Below are 19462 nucleotides of genomic sequence, written 5' to 3'. Positions count from 1 at the left end.
CTGGCGGCGTTTGCCGCCTTTATATATGGCCAGGGGCCGGCCCCCGCGGGCTGTTGACCATCTGGTCACAAACGCACACACGGGGGCATACAAAGTGTTGACTCGCCGGTCAATCTGACACGGTCACGGGGGGCCGTCAATACTATTTTGGAATCTAATTCCATTTTTTGGAACGATTAATGAATGAGCGGAAAGGGCACGAAATGCAGGCAGGCGAAGAAAAACATACCACTGAGTATGTAGGCTGCCCACACCGGCCATCGGAAAGCCAATGGCATGCGCTGAGGCGAAGAGTCGGGAGCTATGGCGAATGACGCAGGAATGGCGTGGCGCTGAGCCCGTGCAGGTAGGTATCCACATATTCACCGGCGCAAGCCTCCAGATCAAAGGCCTGCGGGTCGAACAACCAGTACATCACCAGCCCGGTCAACAGACTGTGGAACAGCGTCACGGCCTTGCCGATATCCAGATTCAGTGGCAGCTGACCACGGGCCACGGCATTGCGAAAGGTGGTACTGAGTCCTTGCACCGCCTCACGGCAGGCCTCGCGCTGGCGCACCAGAAGCGCTTCATTCTCACCGGTAAATTCGCATTTCTGGAACATGATCTCGAAAACCCGACGCTGATGCGGGTCCCGTGCCACTTGTTGTAACAGATAGACCATAAACTCGCGCAATCGACCCAGCGGATCAGGCTCGTTGCTGTCTTCACCGCGCTGGGCCAGGGCTTCCATGGGCAGGCGCCGACGATCGGCCATGGCCATGAAGACATCGTGCTTGTTCTTGAAGTGCCAGTAGATGGCTCCACGGGTCACGCCGGCTTCACTGGCGATATCGTTTAAAGAAGCAGATAGTACCCCTTTGCGGTAAAAAACCTGTTCGGCCGCATCGAGGATTTGCGCGCGGGTTTCCTGTGCTTCAGCCTTGGTTCGACGGGCCATGATCAGGCCTCCAGGGAAGGACAAAAAAGCGGTGGAGAACGCCCCATGCCCCCTATACATACATGGATGAATGTATATATACTGAACCCCATTCAGAATTCATGCAACCCTCGCCCGCGTGGTGAGCGGCAGCGCCCTTACGCAGTCGTAAAGACAGAAAAATCCGGTACCGACGAGGTGACTATGCGCAGTGGCTTTTCTCTTCCCTTGCTGGCTGGCCTGCTGGCCATGCAACTGACAGCCTGTGGTGACGGCGGGCAAGGGGCCGCACAGGGAGGTCAGCAACAGGCTCCCCAGGCCGGCTACATTACCGTGCAGGCAAAGACCCTGACGCTGGACCGGGAGCTGCCCGGGCGCACCACTGCCCACCAGATCGCCGAGGTTCGCCCACAGGTCAGTGGCGTGATCGAGAAGCGGTTGTTCGAGGAAGGCGCCAAGGTCAAGGCCGGACAGCCGCTCTACCAGATCGACGACCGTACCTACAAAGCAGATCTGGCCAGTGCCCAGGCCAGCGAAGCCCAGGCCAGGGCCACACTGGAGTCAAAGCGCTTGCTGGCCGAACGCTACAAGTCCCTGCTGGCCAAGAAATCCATCAGCCAGCAAACCTATGACGAAGCCCAGGCGGCTCTGGAGGAAAACCGTGCCGCGGTGGCCGCAGCCCGCGCCAAGGTCCAGGCCGCCCGTATCAACCTGGATTACGCCACCATCAAGGCGCCCATCAGTGGTCGCATTGGACGCTCCACGGTAACTGCTGGCGCACTGGTCACCGCCAACCAGGCGCAGGCACTGGCCACCATCCGCCAGCTGGACCCAATCTATGTGGACCTGACCCAGTCCAGCACCGAGATGCAGAACCTGCGCCGCGCCATGGAGAGCGGCCAGCTGCAGCAGGTCAGCGATGACCAGGCCAAGGTTACGCTGATGCTGGAGGATGGCAGCCCCTATGATCACAGCGGCACCCTGCAGTTTTCCGAATATGCCGTGGACGAAAGCACCGGTTCGGTGACCCTGCGCGCCCTGTTCCCCAACCCGCAAGGCAACCTGCTGCCGGGCATGTTCGTGCGTGCCAAGCTGCCCGAAGGACAACGTAGCCAGGCCATCCTGGTGCCGCAAAAAGGCATTACCCACGACCCCACCGGCCAGGCCAGCGCCATGGTTATCGGCGACAACAACATGGTGGAGAAAGTGGACGTCTCCACGGTACGCGCCGTGGGCAACCAGTGGCTGATCGCAAGCGGACTGAAAGCCGGTGACCGTCTGATCGTCGACGGCCTGCAGAAAATCCGCCCGGGCTCACCGGTGACGCCGGTGGACATGAGCAGCCCGGACAGCCAGAAGGCGAACGCCGCCAACCAGAACAACGCAGCGCAGTAACGCGGGGACATCATGGCCAGATTTTTTATCGACCGACCCATCTTTGCCTGGGTAATCGCGATCATCCTGATGATCGCCGGCGCCCTGGCAATCTATACCCTGCCGGTGGAGCAGTACCCCACCGTGGCGCCACCTTCGGTGTCCATCGCCGGTAACTACCCCGGTGCCTCGGCAAAGGTGGTGGAAGACTCGGTGACCCAGGTGATCGAGCAGCAAATGAACGGCATCGACAACCTGATCTACATGAGCTCCAGCAGCGATGCCTTCGGTAATGCCCAGGTGACGCTGACCTTCGCACCGGGCACCGATCCGGACATTGCCCAGGTACAGGTGCAGAACAAACTGCAGCTGGCCACGCCGCTACTGCCACAGGAAGTGCAGCAGCAGGGCCTGTCGGTGACCAAGTCCTCCGCCGGCTTCCTGATGGTGGTGGGTTTCACCTCCGAAGACGGCAGCCTCAGCCGGGCGGACATCGCCGACTACATTGCTTCCAACATTCAGGACCCGCTCAGCCGGGTGGCCGGTGTCGGGCAGATCCGTCTATTCGGCGCGCCCTACGCCATGCGCGTCTGGCTGGACCCCAACAAGCTCAACAAGTACAACCTGACGCCCCTGGATGTGACCAACACCATTCAGGTACAGAACAACCAGGTGGCCGCCGGCCAGCTGGGTGGCGCCCCGGCGGTGGAAGGCCAGCAACTCAATGCCACCATCATTGCCCAGACCCGGCTGTCCACGCCCAAGGAATTCGCCAACATCCTGCTGAAAGTGAATCCGGATGGCTCGCAGGTCTATCTCAAGGATGTGGCCAAGGTGGAACTGGCGGCACAGAGCTTTGACGTGGCCGGCCGCTACAATGGCAAGCCGGCGGCGGGCCTGGCCATCAGCCTGGCATCCGGCGCCAATGCGCTGGATACCGCCGATGCCGTCCGCGCCCGTCTGGATGAGCTCAAGCCCTACTTCCCGGACAAGATGCAGATGGTGTTCCCCTACGACACCACGCCCTTTGTGCGCATTTCCATTGAAGAAGTGGTGCATACCCTGTTCGAGGCCATCATCCTGGTATTCCTGGTGATGTACCTGTTCCTGCAGAACTTCCGCGCCACCCTGATCCCCACCATTGCGGTGCCGGTGGTCTTGCTGGGCACTTTTGGGGTACTGGCGGTGTGCGGTTTTTCCATCAATACCCTGACCATGTTCGGGCTGGTGCTGGCCATCGGCCTGCTGGTGGATGATGCCATCGTGGTGGTGGAAAACGTGGAACGGGTGATGCACGAAGATGGCTTGCCGCCCAAGGAAGCCACCCGTAAATCCATGGGCCAGATCACCGGCGCCCTGGTGGGCATCGCGCTGGTGCTGTCGGCGGTGTTCGTGCCCATGGCCTTCTTCCCCGGCTCCACCGGCGCCATCTACCGGCAGTTCTCCATCACCATTGTGTCGGCCATGGTGCTGTCAGTGATGGTGGCGTTGATCCTGACCCCCGCCCTGTGTGCCACCATGCTCAAGGCCAAGGATGCCGAGCACCAGACCAAAAAGGGGTTCTTCGGCTGGTTTAACCGTACCTTTGACAGGGGTAGCCAGCGTTACCAGAACCGGGTGGAGAAGATTCTCGGCAAGAGCGGTCGCTACTTCCTGATCTATGCGGTGATCGTCGGGGTACTGGGCTTTGCCTTTGTGCGCCTGCCCACCAGCTTCCTGCCCGATGAGGACCAGGGCATTCTGTTTGCGCTGGTCACCCTGCCCACCGGTTCCACCCAGGAACAGACGGTGGATGTGCTCAAGAAGATGGAAGGCTACTACCTCAACAAGGAAAAGAGCGCCGTGGATGGCCTGTTCACCGTGGCCGGCTTTAGTTTCACCGGTCAGGGTCAGAACGCGGGCATGGCCTTCGTCAACCTGAAGGACTGGGATGAACGGGACCTGTCCAAGGACGGCATCAACCAGATCATTGGCCGCTCCATGGGCTTTTTCTCCACCATCCGTGAAGCCATGATCTTTGCGCTCAACCTGCCGGCGATCCCCGAACTGGGCACCGCCAATGGTTTTGACTTCCAGCTGCAGGATCGCGCCGGTCTTGGCCATGACGCCCTGATCCAGGCCCGTAATCAGATGCTGGGCATGGCCAGCCAGGAACCCAGCCTGGTGGGCGTGCGTCCCAATGGCCTGGAAGACGGGCCACAATACAAGATCGAGATCGACCAGCAAAAAGCCAAGGCGCTGGGTGTGGGCCTGAACGACATCAACAAGACCCTGCAGATTGCCTGGGGCTCCAGCTACGTGAACAACTTCGTGGACCGGGGCCGGGTGAAGCGGGTGTATGTGCAGGCCGAAGCGCCCTACCGCATGCTGCCCGGCGATATCGATAACTGGTACGTGCGTAACGACCAGGGCAAGATGGTGCCGTTCTCGGCCTTCTCCACCGGCCACTGGATTTACGGTTCGCCCAAGCTGGAGCGCTACAACGGCGTGTCTTCGGTAAATATCCAGGGCAACGCCGCACCGGGTTTCAGCTCCGGTGATGCCATGGCCACCATGGAGCGTCTCGCCGCCAAACTGCCCAAGGGCTTTGGCTATGAATGGACCGGCCTGTCCTATCAGGAACGCCAGTCCGGCAACCAGGCACCGGCGCTCTATGCCCTGTCACTGATCGTGGTATTCCTGTGTCTGGCCGCGCTCTATGAGAGCTGGTCCATTCCGTTCGCAGTGATGCTGGTGGTACCGCTGGGTGTGGTTGGCGCCATTCTGGCGGCCACCTTCCGCGGGCTGAACAATGATGTGTTCTTCCAGGTGGGGCTGTTGACCACCATCGGCCTGTCGGCCAAGAACGCCATTCTGATCGCGGAATTCGCCCTGGAACAGGAACTGGATGGCGTGCCCCTGTGGAAGGCCACCCTGGAAGCGGTAAGGATGCGGCTACGCCCCATCCTGATGACTTCCATGGCCTTCATGCTGGGGGTGACCCCGTTGATGCTCAGCACCGGCGCCGGCGCCGGCGCCCGTAATGCCATCGGCACCGGGGTGTTCGGCGGCATGCTGACAGCCACCGTGCTGGCCATCTTCTTCATCCCGCTGTTCTACGTGACGGTGCGCAAGCTTTCCGGCGTACCACTTCACGGCGAAGACGGCCGCAAACGCTCCTGACACAAAAACGCCACCTCCCCGGGAGGGAGGTGGCGTTTTTTTCTGCCTGCCATTATTGCCCGAGCCGGTCTGCTCGGCGATTCAGCCTTCCACGATCGCAACCCCGTCCGCCGACTCACTGCCGCTGCGCAGGCGGAATGTGCCCTCGCCAATGGCCAGCAGATGGTTGTCGGCGTCAAACACTTCCATGGTGCTGTTGTAGATACGGCTGCCACCGGCCCGGCGAATACCCACGGCACGGATCTCGCCCGCGCTGCACTGGCCGGTAAAGGTCGTGGTCATGGACAGGGTTACCGCCTTGCGTATCCGCCCCGGGTAAGGGCACCAGGTACCGGCACAGGCGCCGGCCACATCCATCAGGGTGGCCAGCACCCCACCATGGATCACGCCTCCCAGGTTAAGCAACTCCGGGCGGATGGTTACCGCCAGTTCCACCCGGCCTTCCTGCCAGTGCAGAAAACGCAGGCCCACCAGGGCGGGAAACCCTTCAGCAAAACGGGCATCCGCCTCGGCCAGTGCCATGGCGGTACTGTCGGCATCCGACATACATCACTCCACTGTCATGGCAGGATCAGGACGCCCGGCCCTGTACCATCTGCCCGACCTGGCCCACCACTTCCTTGAGTCGTGGACCCAGGTTTTCAATCAGGGTACGGCGGCTCAATCGCAGGGATGAGCCACCACAATTGAACGGCACCACCTGGGCACCGCCATCCAGAATCAGGGGCACGGCCACGCCGCTCACATCCCGGTTCCATTCGCCATCGGAGGTACAGAAACCGTATTCGTCGTATTCCTCGTAGGCTCGCTGCAGCCCCTTCTCAATGGCCGCCCAGTCATCCGGGTGATGGGCCCGGATCATCTCGTAATAGGGTTCACGCTCGGCCGCCGGCAGGGCCGCCAGAAAGGCCCGGCCCAGGGCCGAGGTGCCCATTGGCACCCGCGACCCCACATTCAGACGCAGCACCAGCGGCCCATTGCCCTGGCACACCTGAATATAGGTCACCTGGGCGCCGTCCGGGGCGCCAATGGCCACCATGCAATCGGTGGCATCCGCCAGCTCCTGCATGAAGGGCCGTGCCAGATCCCGCACGCCCTCACTGGCCAGATACCGATAGCCAAGATCCAGGACGCCCGGGCCCAGACGGTATTTCTCCAGCTGCGGCACATAACGCAGATAGCCCAGCTGGGTCAGTGTGGCGGTCATGCGTGACACGGTGGGCCGGGGGATATTGGTGCGTTTGGCCAGCTCCGCGTTGCCCAGATATTCATCGGAGGGACCAAAGCAGCGCAGGATATCCAGCCCGCGAGCCAGCGCGGTTACAAAGTTGCGGTCCTTGTCTTGGCTACCGGCTTCAGCAACGGCACGTCGCATTCTTATCGTTCCTGTTCAGGCTTCGGGATGCAGGGTCCGTCATGTCCATGGACATGGGCCCTGTTTATAGTTGTTTATAAACGCCGCAAATATAACAAAAAGCGGTTTTACTGCATAAAGGATGGCCATGGCCAAATCCCGGCGGGGCATGCCCAATGGTTTGCTCCCATCAAGTCTCAACCTTGTCACGGTTCGCTTGTGATGGTCAATATTTTAAAATAACGTTTCACTATTGTAGCTCGAACGTTACCGCCAACCGGATAAAAGGACAGCCCCATGGAATCGCTGCAACAGTTCTACATCAACGGCCAGTGGGTGCCGACTCGCCACAATGCCAGCCATGACATTATCAACCCGGCCACGGAGGAGCCCCTCGGCCAGTTGTCCCTGGCTGGACCGGAAGATGTGGAGGCGGCCATTGCCGCCGCCAGTGCGGCCTTTGCGGACTTCAGCGCCCTGCCCCTGGAGACCCGGCTCGACTACCTGACCCGCATCCTGGAAGGTTATCAGGCACGCCTGCCGGACATGGCGCGGGCCATCAGCCAGGAAATGGGCGCCCCCATTACCCTGGCCAGCAAGGTGCAGGCCCCCATGGGGCTGGCACACCTGAAAACCACACTGGAGGTGGCACGGCAGTTTCCGTTCGAAAGCCAGGTGGGCAATAGCATCATCCGCCGTGAAGCGGCCGGGGTCTGTGCCCTGATCACGCCCTGGAACTGGCCCATGAATCAGGTCATGTGCAAGGTGGCCCCGGCGCTGGCGGCGGGCTGCACCCTGGTGCTCAAGCCCAGCGAGTTTGCGCCGCTGTCCGCCCACCTGCTTGCCGAGATCATCCATGAAGCGGGCCTGCCCGCCGGCGTCTTCAATATGCTTTATGGCGATGGCGCCGAGATCGGCCCGCTGCTGTCTTCCGACCCGCGCATCGATCTGGTGTCACTCACCGGCTCCACCCGTGCCGGTGTTTCAGTCAGCCAGCAAGCGGCGCCCACAGTCAAACGGGTATCGCTGGAGCTGGGCGGCAAATCCGCCAATATTCTGCTGCCCGGTTGTGATCTGCAGAAGGCCGTCACCCACGGGGTACGGGCCATGATGAACAATACCGGCCAGAGCTGTAATGCCCCCTCCCGCATGCTGGTGCCGGCGGAGCAGCTGGAAGAGGCGGAAAAAATTGCCGCCGCGGTCTGTGAGGGCATACAGGTGGGAGACCCGGAGGATGCAGGCACCGTGATGGGCCCCATTGCCAACCAGCGCCAGTATCAGCGAGTACAAAGCCTGATTGAACAGGGTATCAAGGAAGGCGCCCGCCTGGTGGCCGGCGGACCGGGGCAGCCGGATGGCATCCGTCGCGGTTACTTTGCCCGGCCCACCGTCTTCAGCGGCGCCAATAACCATATGACCATCGCCCGGGAGGAAATTTTCGGGCCGGTACTGACCATGATTCCCTACCGGGATCTGGACGAGGCGGTTGCCATTGCCAATGACTCCATCTACGGCCTGTCCGGTTATGTGTATGGTGATCCGCAACAGGCGCGGAGCGTGGCGGAACGGCTGCGCACCGGCACCGTGCATATCAACGGCGCCAGCCCGGATTTACAGGCGGCCTTCGGCGGTTACAAACAGTCAGGCATTGGCCGTGAATGGGGGCATTTCGGCCTGGAGGAATTCCTGGAAACCCAATCCCTGTTGCTCTAGCCGGTCATTAACGGACACAAATACCCGTACTTTGTGTACTGGCACTAGCGCCCCGGGCGGGGCGCAAAAGTGCCATTTACGATCTTGTTGCTAACCCTGACCATGGTGACATTGATGAATGTCACAGTTTGTCCTTGAGCGGCAATGTGCCGATCGGACCAGGAGAGCAACCATGACAACAACCGCTACCGACACCATCCAGACCCACCAGCCGCAGGCCCAGAAAGTGCCGCTGGGCGCCACCGTGAACATTCCGCCGCGCCGTCTGGACTTCCAGTTCGATGACAAGACCACCACCCGTTATTTCTATGATAACGACCCGTTTCTCAGCGCCTTCTGGCTGAGCCTGTCGGCCCTGTTCCCGGAAGGCGAGGCCTTCTTCGTGGATGCCGTGCGCCACTACCGCAAGGCCATTACCGATCCCAAGCTGAAGGCCCAGGTGGCCGGCTTCATCGGCCAGGAAGCCATGCACAGCAAGGAGCATGAAGCCTGGAACGAGATGGGCCTGAAATTCGGTTACCCCACCGACAAGCTGGACAAGTCCCTGGGCAAGTTGCTGGGACTGGTACAAAAGCGCACACCGAAGATCTTCCAGCTGGCGGCCACCGTGTGCCTGGAACACTACACCGCCATCATCGCCGAGCAACTGCTGCGTGAAGACGAGCACCAGGAGAAAATCCTCGACGACGCCACCGCCAAGCTGTGGCTGTGGCACGCGCTGGAGGAGAACGAGCACAAGACCGTGGCCTATGATGTCTATGAAAAGGTCAGTGGCAGCTATGCCATCCGTGCCGGCGCCATGATTCCGACCACGGTCATTTTCTTTGCGGTACTGGCCGTATTCCAGACGCGCATGCTGGCCTCCGACGGTCGCCTGTTCGAACTGAAGAACAACTGGAAGGGCGTGAAATTCCTGTTCGGGCGCAAGGGCCTGTTCACCAAACTGGCACCGCAATACCTGGATTTCTTCAAGCGCGACTTCCACCCCTCCCAGCATGATACCGATGCCCTGCTGGACGAGTGGCGCGAAAAGCTCTTCGGCGAAAACGGCATGCTCACCGAGCAGCATGCCCAGGCGTCCCAACGCAAGGGCAAGAAAGCCCACTAAGTGGACACACGGCCCCATTACAAAGCCCCGCAGATGCGGGGCTTTTTAATGGCCAAATGCAGACGCAGACGCTATCAGAAAGCGGAAACGCCCCCATCCACGGCAATGGCCTGACCATTCATGTAGGTATTGCCCGGCGACAGCATCATCAGCATCACCGTGACAATTTCCTGCGGCTGGCCCAGCCGCTTCATCGGGCAACCGGACGCCAGCATGGCGTGTACCGTGTCCTTGTTCTCGGACAGGTTACCTTCGTCCACCATGGGCGTATGGGTGTAGAAGGGGCAAACCGCATTGACGCGAATATTGCGCTTGGCATATTCCACCGCAGCGGTGCGCGTCAGGCCGATCACCGCATGCTTGGCCGCAGAATAGGCGCCGATCTTGGGTGCCCCACCCAGGCCCGCCATGGAGCTGACATTGACGATGGCGCCGCCGCTCTCCTTCATGGCGGCAATCTGGTATTTCATTCCGAACATCACCCCTTTGACGTTCACATTGACCTGCTGATCCAGCACCTCTGCGGTGAGCTGGTCAAAGGGAATGAAACCGTGGGCGATACCGGCATTGTTGACGGCCATATCCAGGTGACCGAACTGGGCCAGGGCGGTATCGACCATGGCCTTGCAGTCCGTCTCGCTGGAGACATCGCAGCGTAATGCCGCCACCTTGATGCCCTGCTCGGCCAACGTATCGGCCAGCGGATTCAGGGCATCCATGTTCACGTCACCCAGCACCAGGGCCGCACCGCGTTTGCCCAATTCCTCGGCCAGCAATTTACCAAAACCACTGGCCGCACCGGTGATCAGGGCCGTCTTGCCGGTAAAATCCAGTAATGGATCCATGCCTGCTCTCCTGGTTAGCTGGTTAGATAGTGAAGCCGCCATCCACAACGATGCATTCACCGGTCACATAACTGGAGGCATCAGAAACCAGATACAGCACGGTACCGGCCATTTCCTTGGGCTCCGCATGACGGCGCATGGGAATCTGGGCGATGGCACTCTTGTAGATATCATCGTTGGTGAACAGGGCACCGGCGAACTTGGTCTTGGTCAGGCCCGGCAACAACGCATTGACGCGGACATTAAAGCGGGCACATTCCTGGGCGAAGGATTTGGTCATGTTGATCACCGCCGCCTTGGAAATGGAGTAGACGCCCTGCCCGTCCCCCGGATGCAGACCATTGATGGATGCCGTATTGACGATGGCACCGCCACCGTGTTCGCGCATCAGCTTGGCCCCTTCCACGGACATGTAGAAATAGCCGCGCAGGTTCACATCCACGGTCTTGTCGAAGGCATCCACCGGCGTATCAAGAATATGGCCGAAATAGGGGTTGGCAGCCGCATTGTTGACCAGAATATCCAGTCGACCATGCTCGCTGCGGATATGCTCGAAAATAGCCTGAATCTGCGCCATCTCGCCAATGTGGCAAGCTACCGCTTCAGCGCTGCCGCCACCCGCATTGATGGCATCCGCCACCGCCTGGCAGCCATCAATCTTGCGGCTGGAGACAATCACGTGGGCGCCCTGCTCGGCCAGCAACTTGGCGATTTCCTCGCCGATGCCGCGGCTGGCGCCAGTGACCAGGGCGATCTTTCCTTCCAGGTTGAACAGATTGGTACTCATTAACACTCTCCCGAAAAAATCAAACACAATGCCAGCGACCCACCAAAGCGGGTCGCTGGCAGGCAAACGCCTACCCAGGTGGCGTCAAGCGCCCTCTTTGATGATTTGCACGGCCATGGACGCCAGGGGTTCTACCAGGGCTCCCACCTGGGCGGCTTCCTTGCTGGAAGCGTTGCCATCCACCGCTCGCTTGGCCACCCCCTGACAGATTGCCGCCAGGCGGAAGAAACTGAAGGCCAGATAGAATTCCCAGTTGTCGATGCTGTCGATGCCACGGCGCTGACAATACATGGCCACGTATTCTTTCTCGGTGGGGATGCCAAGCGCCTGGCGATCAACGCCCTGCAGGCCGGCCATCTTGGCACCACGCTGGGGCATGCGCATGCCCATGCACTGATAGGCCAGGTCTGCCAGCGGATGGCCCAGGGTGGACAATTCCCAATCGAGCACCGCGATCACACGAGGCTCGGAGGGGTGCCACATCATGTTGTCCAGACGGAAATCACCATGCACCAGGGAGACCTGACCATCGTCCGCCGGCTGGTTGGCTTCCAGCCAGGCGATCAGCTCGTCCATGGCGGGAATATCCTGCAGCTTGGAGGCCTTGTACTGCTGGCTCCAGCGGCCCAGCTGCCGTTCGAAATAATTGCCCGGTTTGCCGTAATCGGTCAGCCCGGTGGCCTCCAGGTCCACGCTGTGCAGGGCCGCCAGCACCCGGTTCATTTCGTCATACATGCGGGTCCGCACGGCATTGCCTGACTCACCCTCGCCGGCTTCCGGCAGGGACGCACCCCACAGGATGCGCCCCTCACAAAATTCCATCACATAGAACATGGAGCCGATCACATCCCGGTCTTCACACAGGTGCAGGACATTGGGTACCGGCACATCGGTATCTTTCAGGGCCGCCATGACGCGGTACTCGCGGTCCACCGCGTGGGCGGATTTGAGCAGCTTGCCCGGCGGCTGACGACGCAACACGTACTGACCGGAGGCGGCGGTAATCTTGAACGTGGGGTTGGATTGCCCGCCCTCGAATTTGTCCGCCTGAATCGGCCCCTGGAAGCCATCAATGTGCTGCTCTAGGTATTCAGCGAGTTTGACGGTATCCAGCGTATCCACCTGGGACATGATGTTCTCCTGTTGTTCTCTGTCTGCTGCGCAATGACAAAACCCGGAGCCCGCACTGCGGGCTCCGGGCAGATTGTCTTCTTCTCAGGCGAATTGCTTGGCCAGGGTGCGACCCAGCTGCATCATGTGCACCTGGTCCGGCCCGTCGGCCAGACGCAGGGTGCGGGCATAACTGAAGAAGTTGACCAGCGGGGTATCCTGGCTCAGACCCACGGCACCGTGGACCTGGATCGCCCGATCGATGACATTTAACGCCATATTGGGCGCAATCACCTTGATCATAGCGATCAAATCCTTGGCAACTTTGTTCCCTTCGCGATCCATGGTGTCCGCCGCTTTCAGTGTCAGCAGCCGGGCCTGTTCGATTTCGCACCAGGATTTGGCCAGATCTTCGCGCACCGAGCCCTGTTTGCTCATGGGCTGGCCGAACACCACCCGCTGGTTGACCCGCCGAGCCATCAGCTCAAAGGCTTCCTGGGCGGCACCAATCAGGCGCATGCAATGGTGAATGCGGCCCGGCCCCAGGCGCCCCTGGGCAATTTCAAAGCCCCGGCCTTCGCCGAGAATCATGTTTTCCTTGGGCACGCGCACATTGTCGAAGATCACTTCCGCATGGCCCTCCGGTGCATCGTTGTAACCAAACACCTGCATGGGGCGCACGATATTGACGCCCGGGGTATTGGTTGGCACCAGAATCTGTGACTGTTGCTGATGACGGTTGGGGTTGTCCGGGTCGGTCTTGCCCATCACGATCATGATGTCGCAGGTCTTGCGCATGGCCCCGCTGATGTAGAACTTGCGGCCATTGATGACATAGTCATCGCCATCACGGGTAATGCGGGTTTCGATATTGGTGGCATCGGAAGACGCCACTTCCGGCTCGGTCATGGCGAAGGCGCTGCGAATACGCCCGTCCAGCAGCGGTTCCAGCCATTGTTTCTTTTGCGCTTCACTACCGTACTTGGCCAGCACTTCCATGTTGCCGGTATCCGGCGCCGCACAGTTGAAGGCTTCGGAGGCGATGCGACAACGGCCCATTTCCTCGGCCAGCGGTGCGTATTCCAGATTACTGAGCCCGGCGCTGTACTCGCCGTATTCGCTGGGCAGAAAGAGATTCCACAACCCTTTTGCCTTGGCTTTTTCTTTCAGCTCATCCATCACCGCCGGTGTTTCCCAGGGGCTTTTCGCCAGCTGCTCGTGATAGAGGTCTTCCACCGGGCGGATTTCGGTATCGATGAAATCCCGCACCTGGGCGATCAGGGTCTGCATTTTGTCGCTGTACTGAAAATCCATGACGCTCTCCCTTGTTGTTCCTGGCAGTCTGTTGCTGCGTTGAAACCGGTTTGATCAAAAATAGGTAATCGCTTCGAAACGATCCGGGCGGTCCAGGTGTGGCACATTGTTGAAACTGGCCATACGCACCACCTTGCGGTTGAAAAAGCCGTGGGTCACGCTGCTGTTGCGGATCTGCAGATTCAGTTCCACCACGGTGTCATCGGATGCATCGAGAATGTGTTTGAGGAACATGGCCATGGCACCGCCGGAGCTGACGATGACAATGCGGTCCTTGTCGCTGTACTGCTGCTGGATATGGTCGCGGGCGGCGGCCACCCGGTCGGAAAAGCCCTGCCAGGTTTCCGGCAGATTGCCGGTCAGCGTTTCCAGGCGCCAGTGCTGCATGGCAGTCTTCAGGGCCTTGTAAAAGGCCGCCACCGGCGCGCCTTCACCCGGTACCTGATCGGGATGCTGGGTCAGATAGGCATCCACCAGGGACTGGAAATCGAACTCGTTGAGACCGGGCTGAATATCCTCCGGCAACCGCATGCCGAGCCCCTCGCAGATACCGGCCCCGGTTTCCCGATGACGGACCAGGTCACCGCAGACCAGTGCATCAAAACCCAGATCCCGTTCGGCAAAATACTCGCCCAGCCAGCGGGCCTGCTGATGACCCAGTTGCGACAGGCGATCGTAGTTATCAGAGCCAAACGACGCTTGCCCGTGACGGACAAGGTAAAACTGGGCCATCTGCACATCCTCGTGACGATTAAAGCAATGCCAGTCAGCCTAGAGCAGCCCTCTCAGTTAGTGAAATTGATATTTTGCATCCCTTGTAATTCATTTCATGCATGGTTAAACGGCTGTTATTCAAAATAGTGTTCCGATATTGTGAAGTGCCTTACCACTCTCAACGGAGCACCGCCATGCCCTCTCCCGCCCTTTCCAGCGGCCATGTCCGTGCTGAAGAGCACGGCCCGGTACTGCACGCCATCCTCGACCGGGCCGACAAACTGAACGCCCTGACCCACGCCATGTACCAGGACCTGACCCGGCTGGTGGAGCATGTTGGTGAACGCCAGGATCTGCATGTACTGCTGATCCGCGCCCGGGGACGGGCCTTCTGCGCGGGCAATGATATCAGTGACTTTATCAATGCCGACCCGGCCAGCCGCCGTGATGGCACACTGAGCCCGGCCATGGTGCTGGTGCATGCCCTGATGGCGCTGGACAAGCCGGTGGTGATGGCCGTGCAGGGCAACGCCACCGGCATTGGCACCACCATGCTGCTGCATGCGGACCTGGTCGTGGCCGCCGAGGATGCCCGTTTCCACACCGCCTTCATCAATCTGGGGTTGGTGCCCGAGGCGGGCTCGAGCCTGCTGTTACCGGCCCTGATCGGCCGCCAGAATGCCGCCCGCCTGCTGCTGGCCGGCGATACGTTCAATGCCGAAGAGGCACAGCAAATGGGACTGGTTGCCTACCGGGAGCCGGTTGCGGCGCTGGAGGAGACAGCCGCGGCTCTGGCCAGCCGGCTGGCGGAGAAACCGCCGGCCGCCATGGCCATGACCAAGCAGCTGATGCGCTTGAGCGAGCAGGCCATCAAAGCGCAGATCGAACGGGAAAGCGCCATGTTTGCTGAGCGCATGTTCAGTGACGACACCCGCGCCCGGTTTGCCCGGTTTCTCAAGCAGTAAGGTACGGCTCTCTCAGGGCACGCTCGCCAACACGCTCTGACGAAAAAATGAACGCCGGCGCGGCTGTGTATAGAGGGAAAACAGGCTCTCAGGCCATGACACCGCGCAAGGCGATCTGCACCACCTCGTCCACCACCGCCGAGACCTGTTGCTCGGTTTCACCGTCACGGGGGTGATACCACTGGATCACGGAATTCATGGCGCCAAATACCGGTTTGATCGACATACGCGGCCGGCCGGCGCGCATGGACCCCTCGGCAATGCCCTCTTCCAGCACCGCCAGAAACAGTTTTTCACAGCGGTCGCGGCGGGCCTGTAGCTGCTCCAGACGCACCCGCTGCTCATCGGTGGTGCTGCTGCGCAGCAGCATGTGCACAGCTTCGGATACCGTGCGCTGGTAGGGCTGGGTACGAATCAGGGTACGCACGTAGCGGCGGGCCATCTCGGTAAAGCGTGCCGGCGGCGCCAGGTCCGAGGCCAGTACCGGCTCCAGCTCCTCGAACAACGCATCCATGGCACGGTGATGGATATCGAAGAACAGTTCCGCCTTGGAAGAAAAGTAGTGGTAAACCATGCCCTTGGTGGCTGACAGCTGGCGGGCGATGTCATCGATGCTGGTGGCATTGAAGCCCCGGTTCATAAAACACTGGGCCGCCGCATCGAGAATGGCGTCACGGGGGTCGATTGCCAATGCTTCACTCTGATCCGCCATGGAAATCCTCTGTCAGACTTGTTCGTTGAAATCCGCCGGGCACAAAACGCACCGATAGTGACACAAGTCGCCAGCATCACCATTGACCGCTCCGCAAGCCAATGACGGAATTCTCGCCCTCCATGGCGCTTTTCACCCTTTACGGTCAATTACGCCACTCACATACTGCTATTTTAAAATATTATTCTGATATAGGGCGTTGCCGCGCCCGAACCGGGAGAGCACCATGAATCGAGAATCCATCAGTATCCAGGCCCTGCAGGCCACGGTCGGCGAGTCCCTGGGTGAGTCCCGCTGGCGCGTGGTGGACCAGCAACGCATCGACGGCTTTGCCGATCTCACCGAGGATCCCCAGTGGATCCACACCGACCCGGAGCGAGCAGCCCGGGAGAGCCCCTTCGGCGCCACCATCGCCCATGGTTTCCTGTCCCTGTCGTTGCTGTCAGCCATGGCCATGGACGTACTACCCACCCTTGAGGGCCAGGTGATGGGTATCAACTACGGTTTCGACAAGGTGCGCTTCATGAACCCGGTGCGCGAGGGCAGCAAGGTCCGCGGCCGCTTCACGCTGCTGGAAGTGAAACAACGCTCGAATAACGAATGGCAACTGCGTCATGGCGTGGAGGTGGAGATCGAAGGTCAGGACAAACCGGCGCTGATCGCCGAGTGGCTGAGTCTGGCCATCGTACCCGCCTGAGCGGATACCCGTCGCAGCAGCCTTTGATGAGAATGATTGGGAGAGACAACCGATGACAATTCGTTTTGATAACCAGGTGGCCATCGTCACCGGGGCCGGCAACGGCCTGGGCAAATCCCACGCCCTGGAGCTGGCCCGACTGGGCGCCCGGGTGGTGGTGAACGACTTTGGTGGTGCCCGCGATGGCAGCGGTGGTTCCAGTGAGGCCGCCGAGCAGGTGGTGGCACAGATTCAGGCCGCCGGCGGCGAGGCCATCGCCAATGGCGCCGATGTCTCCAACCCCGAGCAGGTGGATGCCATGGTCAAACAGGCCATGGAAACCTGGGGCCGGGTGGATGTGCTGATCAACAACGCCGGCATTTTACGTGACAAGAGCTTCGCCAAGATGACCCAGGACGACTGGGACAAAGTGGTCGCCGTGCACCTGACCGGCTCGCAGATCTGCAGCCACGCGGTCTGGCCGATCATGCGCGAACAGGGCTATGGTCGCATTGTCATGACCACCTCCACCTCCGGCCTTTACGGCAACTTCGGCCAGGCCAATTACGGTGCCGCCAAGATGGCCGTGGCCGGCCTGATGAACACCCTCTGCATTGAAGGCGAGAAATACGACATCAAGGTCAACTGTATCGCCCCCACCGCCGCCACCCGCATGACCGAAGACCTGATGCCCGCGCCGGTACTGGCCATGCTCGAGCCGAAGGAAATCACCCCGGCAGTGCTGTTTCTGGCCAGCCAGCAGGCCCCCACCCATCGCATTGTGCTGGCCGGCGCCGGCTGCTACGCCATGGTTCGACTGATGGAGAGTGAAGGGGTATACCTCGACGATGGCGAGCGCACCGTGGACGGCGTCGCCGCCCACTTCGAACAGATCGGCAACATGGACAACGCCCGGGAAATGCTCACCGGCGGCGACCATGTCACCAAGATTCTTACCAAGGCCGCCCAGGCCAAGGGCATCAAGCTGGGTTAACCGGCATCGCCCACCAACAGGCCGTAGGCGCCAGACTGCTGGCGATGGCACCCGACCCATGCCATCGCCTGCTGGCAAGCGCCGACAAAGAGACAACCACCGAATTACCTATCTGGAGAGGCATCATGAGAGAAGCCGTTATCGTTTCCACCGCCCGTACCCCCATCGGCAAGGCCTACCGGGGCGCGTTCAACGACACCCAGGCCCAGGCCCTGGGCGGCCACGCCATCAAGCATGCCGTGGAGCGTGCCGGGGTAGACCCGGAAAGCATTCAGGACGTGATCATGGGCGCCGCCCTGCAACAGGGCAGCACCGGCGGCAATGTGGCCCGCCAATGCGCCCTGCGTGCCGGCCTGCCCACCAGCGTGTCCGGCATGAGCATGGACCGTCAATGCGCCTCCGGCCTGATGGCCATCGCCACCGCCGCCAAGGAAATCATCGTCGACAACATGGACGTGGCCGTGGCCGGTGGCCTGGAATCCATTTCCCTGGTGCAGAACGACAAAATGAACACCTTCCGCGCCGGCGACCCCTGGCTCAAGCAGCATCGTCCGGACATCTACATGAGCATGCTGGAAACCGCGGAAATCGTCGCCGACCGCTACAACGTCACCCGCGAGGCCCAGGACGAGTATGCCTTTCAGTCACAGCAGCGTACCGCCGCCGCCCAGGCCGCCGGCAAGTTCGATGACGAAATCGTGCCGATGACCAGCATCATGAAAGTGATGAACAAGGAGACAAAGGAAATCTCCGATATGGAAGTGACGCTGGACAAGGACGAAGGCAACCGCCCGCAGACCACCCTGGAAGGGCTGCAAAGCCTGCAGCCGGTCTTCCAGGGCGGGCAGCAGGTGCAGCAAGGCGGCTTCATCACCGCCGGTAACGCCTCGCAACTGTCCGACGGCGCCAGCGCCTGCGTGCTGATGGAAGCCGGGGAAGCCGAGCGCCTGGGCCTGCAACCGCTGGGCGCTTACCGCGGCATGGCGGTAGCCGGCTGCGACCCGGACGAGATGGGTATCGGCCCGGTATTCGCCGTGCCCAAGCTGCTCAAGCGCTTCGGCCTGAGCATCAATGATATCGGCCTGTGGGAGCTCAACGAGGCGTTTGCCAGCCAGTGCCTGTACAGCCGGGATCGACTGGGTATTGACCCGGAAAAATACAACGTTAACGGTGGTGCCATCTCCATCGGTCACCCTTACGGCATGTCCGGTGCCCGTATGACCGGCCACGCCCTGATCGAAGGCAAGCGCCGTGGCGTCAAGTATGTCGTGGTCACCATGTGCATTGGTGGCGGCATGGGCGCCGCCGGCCTGTTTGAAGTGTTCTGATTCCCCCTTGGTGTTTGCCAGAACGGGCCTTCGGGCCCGTTTTTTTTATGCCGTTCGTCATCTCGTCATAAAGTGAAACACCTTTTTATTCCGTTACTGCCAGTAACATCTCAACGGAAGAATAAACAAACCTTGCCCATTGGTTTCCTTTTTAGCCGCCAAAAGAAACAAAACGTCTGGTTTTATCACTCTCATAACCCGCAGTATCACGGTTTTCCCGGAATTGCCCGCCTTGACCACATACTCACCGGTATGTATGAATTGGCGTCCACGGAGTTATTTTTTAAAACGGTGGTTCAAAAAAAACACCACGAGAATAACGCCGGAAGACACCGCCTGAATGGGACCAGGTGGTGGTGGTAATGCGCTACAACCTTTTTGCACAAC

At 60.5% G+C, this 19462-nt stretch carries 17 protein-coding genes; 8 read left to right on the top strand and 9 right to left on the bottom strand.

Features of this window, described 5'->3' with window-relative positions; translation table 11 throughout:
• Positions 1–301 precede the first annotated feature (301 nt).
• A complete protein-coding gene (locus A11A3_RS05820) occupies positions 302–940 on the bottom strand; it encodes a TetR family transcriptional regulator (RefSeq protein ID WP_008928345.1) in 639 nt (212 codons plus the stop codon).
• 183 nt (positions 941–1123) lie between these two features.
• Between A11A3_RS05820 and A11A3_RS05815 the strand changes: the two genes are divergently transcribed.
• Complete coding sequence (locus A11A3_RS05815; RefSeq protein WP_008928344.1) at positions 1124–2314, top strand: efflux RND transporter periplasmic adaptor subunit; 1191 nt, start codon at positions 1124–1126, stop codon at positions 2312–2314.
• A 12-nt stretch (positions 2315–2326) separates the two neighbouring features.
• Entirely contained in the window at positions 2327–5455 is a 3129-nt protein-coding gene (locus tag A11A3_RS05810) for an efflux RND transporter permease subunit (RefSeq protein WP_008928343.1), read from the top strand.
• 81 nt (positions 5456–5536) lie between these two features.
• On the opposite strand, the gene A11A3_RS05805 is transcribed toward A11A3_RS05810, so the two are convergent.
• Positions 5537–6001: a PaaI family thioesterase gene (locus tag A11A3_RS05805; protein WP_008928342.1), complete on the bottom strand. Its 465-nt coding sequence runs from the start codon at positions 5999–6001 to the stop codon at positions 5537–5539.
• Positions 6002–6026: 25 nt separating this feature from the next.
• The gene (locus A11A3_RS05800; RefSeq protein ID WP_008928341.1) at positions 6027–6830 is read right to left on the bottom strand and encodes an IclR family transcriptional regulator; all 804 of its coding nucleotides are present in this window, start codon (positions 6828–6830) and stop codon (positions 6027–6029) included.
• Between the two features lie 276 nt (positions 6831–7106).
• Here A11A3_RS05800 and A11A3_RS05795 point away from each other — a divergent pair, with 276 nt between their 5' ends.
• Positions 7107–8522, top strand: coding sequence for an aldehyde dehydrogenase family protein (locus tag A11A3_RS05795; protein ID WP_008928340.1), 1416 nt, complete (start codon positions 7107–7109; stop codon positions 8520–8522).
• Positions 8523–8694: 172 nt separating this feature from the next.
• Positions 8695–9630, top strand: coding sequence for a metal-dependent hydrolase (locus A11A3_RS05790; protein ID WP_008928339.1), 936 nt, complete (start codon positions 8695–8697; stop codon positions 9628–9630).
• A 74-nt stretch (positions 9631–9704) separates the two neighbouring features.
• Here A11A3_RS05790 and A11A3_RS05785 read toward each other — a convergent pair whose 3' ends face one another.
• The 5 genes from A11A3_RS05785 to A11A3_RS05765 all read right to left on the bottom strand — a co-directional run bounded on the left by A11A3_RS05785 (position 9705) and on the right by A11A3_RS05765 (position 14418).
• The gene (locus A11A3_RS05785; RefSeq protein WP_008928338.1) at positions 9705–10475 is read right to left on the bottom strand and encodes an SDR family NAD(P)-dependent oxidoreductase; all 771 of its coding nucleotides are present in this window, start codon (positions 10473–10475) and stop codon (positions 9705–9707) included.
• A gap of 22 nt (positions 10476–10497) precedes the next feature.
• Positions 10498–11262 carry an SDR family oxidoreductase gene (locus A11A3_RS05780; RefSeq protein ID WP_008928337.1) on the bottom strand — a complete coding sequence of 255 codons (765 nt, stop codon included), beginning with the start codon at positions 11260–11262 and terminating at the stop codon, positions 10498–10500.
• Between the two features lie 84 nt (positions 11263–11346).
• Positions 11347–12393: a phosphotransferase family protein gene (locus A11A3_RS05775; RefSeq protein WP_008928336.1), complete on the bottom strand. Its 1047-nt coding sequence runs from the start codon at positions 12391–12393 to the stop codon at positions 11347–11349.
• Between the two features lie 84 nt (positions 12394–12477).
• Positions 12478–13686: an acyl-CoA dehydrogenase family protein gene (locus tag A11A3_RS05770; protein WP_008928335.1), complete on the bottom strand. Its 1209-nt coding sequence runs from the start codon at positions 13684–13686 to the stop codon at positions 12478–12480.
• A gap of 54 nt (positions 13687–13740) precedes the next feature.
• The gene (locus tag A11A3_RS05765; protein WP_008928334.1) at positions 13741–14418 is read right to left on the bottom strand and encodes a histidine phosphatase family protein; all 678 of its coding nucleotides are present in this window, start codon (positions 14416–14418) and stop codon (positions 13741–13743) included.
• 176 nt (positions 14419–14594) lie between these two features.
• Between A11A3_RS05765 and A11A3_RS05760 the strand changes: the two genes are divergently transcribed.
• The gene (locus A11A3_RS05760; protein ID WP_008928333.1) at positions 14595–15365 is read left to right on the top strand and encodes an enoyl-CoA hydratase/isomerase family protein; all 771 of its coding nucleotides are present in this window, start codon (positions 14595–14597) and stop codon (positions 15363–15365) included.
• An 88-nt stretch (positions 15366–15453) separates the two neighbouring features.
• Here A11A3_RS05760 and A11A3_RS05755 read toward each other — a convergent pair whose 3' ends face one another.
• A complete protein-coding gene (locus A11A3_RS05755; RefSeq protein ID WP_008928332.1) occupies positions 15454–16077 on the bottom strand; it encodes a TetR/AcrR family transcriptional regulator in 624 nt (207 codons plus the stop codon).
• 226 nt (positions 16078–16303) lie between these two features.
• Here A11A3_RS05755 and A11A3_RS05750 point away from each other — a divergent pair, with 226 nt between their 5' ends.
• The 3 genes from A11A3_RS05750 (at position 16304) to A11A3_RS05740 (ending at position 19075) form a co-directional block, all read left to right on the top strand.
• Entirely contained in the window at positions 16304–16774 is a 471-nt protein-coding gene (locus A11A3_RS05750) for a MaoC family dehydratase (protein WP_008928331.1), read from the top strand.
• A gap of 52 nt (positions 16775–16826) precedes the next feature.
• Positions 16827–17747, top strand: coding sequence for an SDR family oxidoreductase (locus A11A3_RS05745; protein WP_008928330.1), 921 nt, complete (start codon positions 16827–16829; stop codon positions 17745–17747).
• A gap of 125 nt (positions 17748–17872) precedes the next feature.
• Complete coding sequence (locus tag A11A3_RS05740) at positions 17873–19075, top strand: acetyl-CoA C-acyltransferase (RefSeq protein WP_008928329.1); 1203 nt, start codon at positions 17873–17875, stop codon at positions 19073–19075.
• Positions 19076–19462 lie beyond the last annotated feature (387 nt).

Source organism: Alcanivorax hongdengensis A-11-3, from assembly GCF_000300995.1.
GTDB lineage: Bacteria > Pseudomonadota > Gammaproteobacteria > Pseudomonadales > Alcanivoracaceae > Alcanivorax > Alcanivorax hongdengensis.
This window is presented reverse-complemented; position numbering and strand designations above follow the sequence as displayed.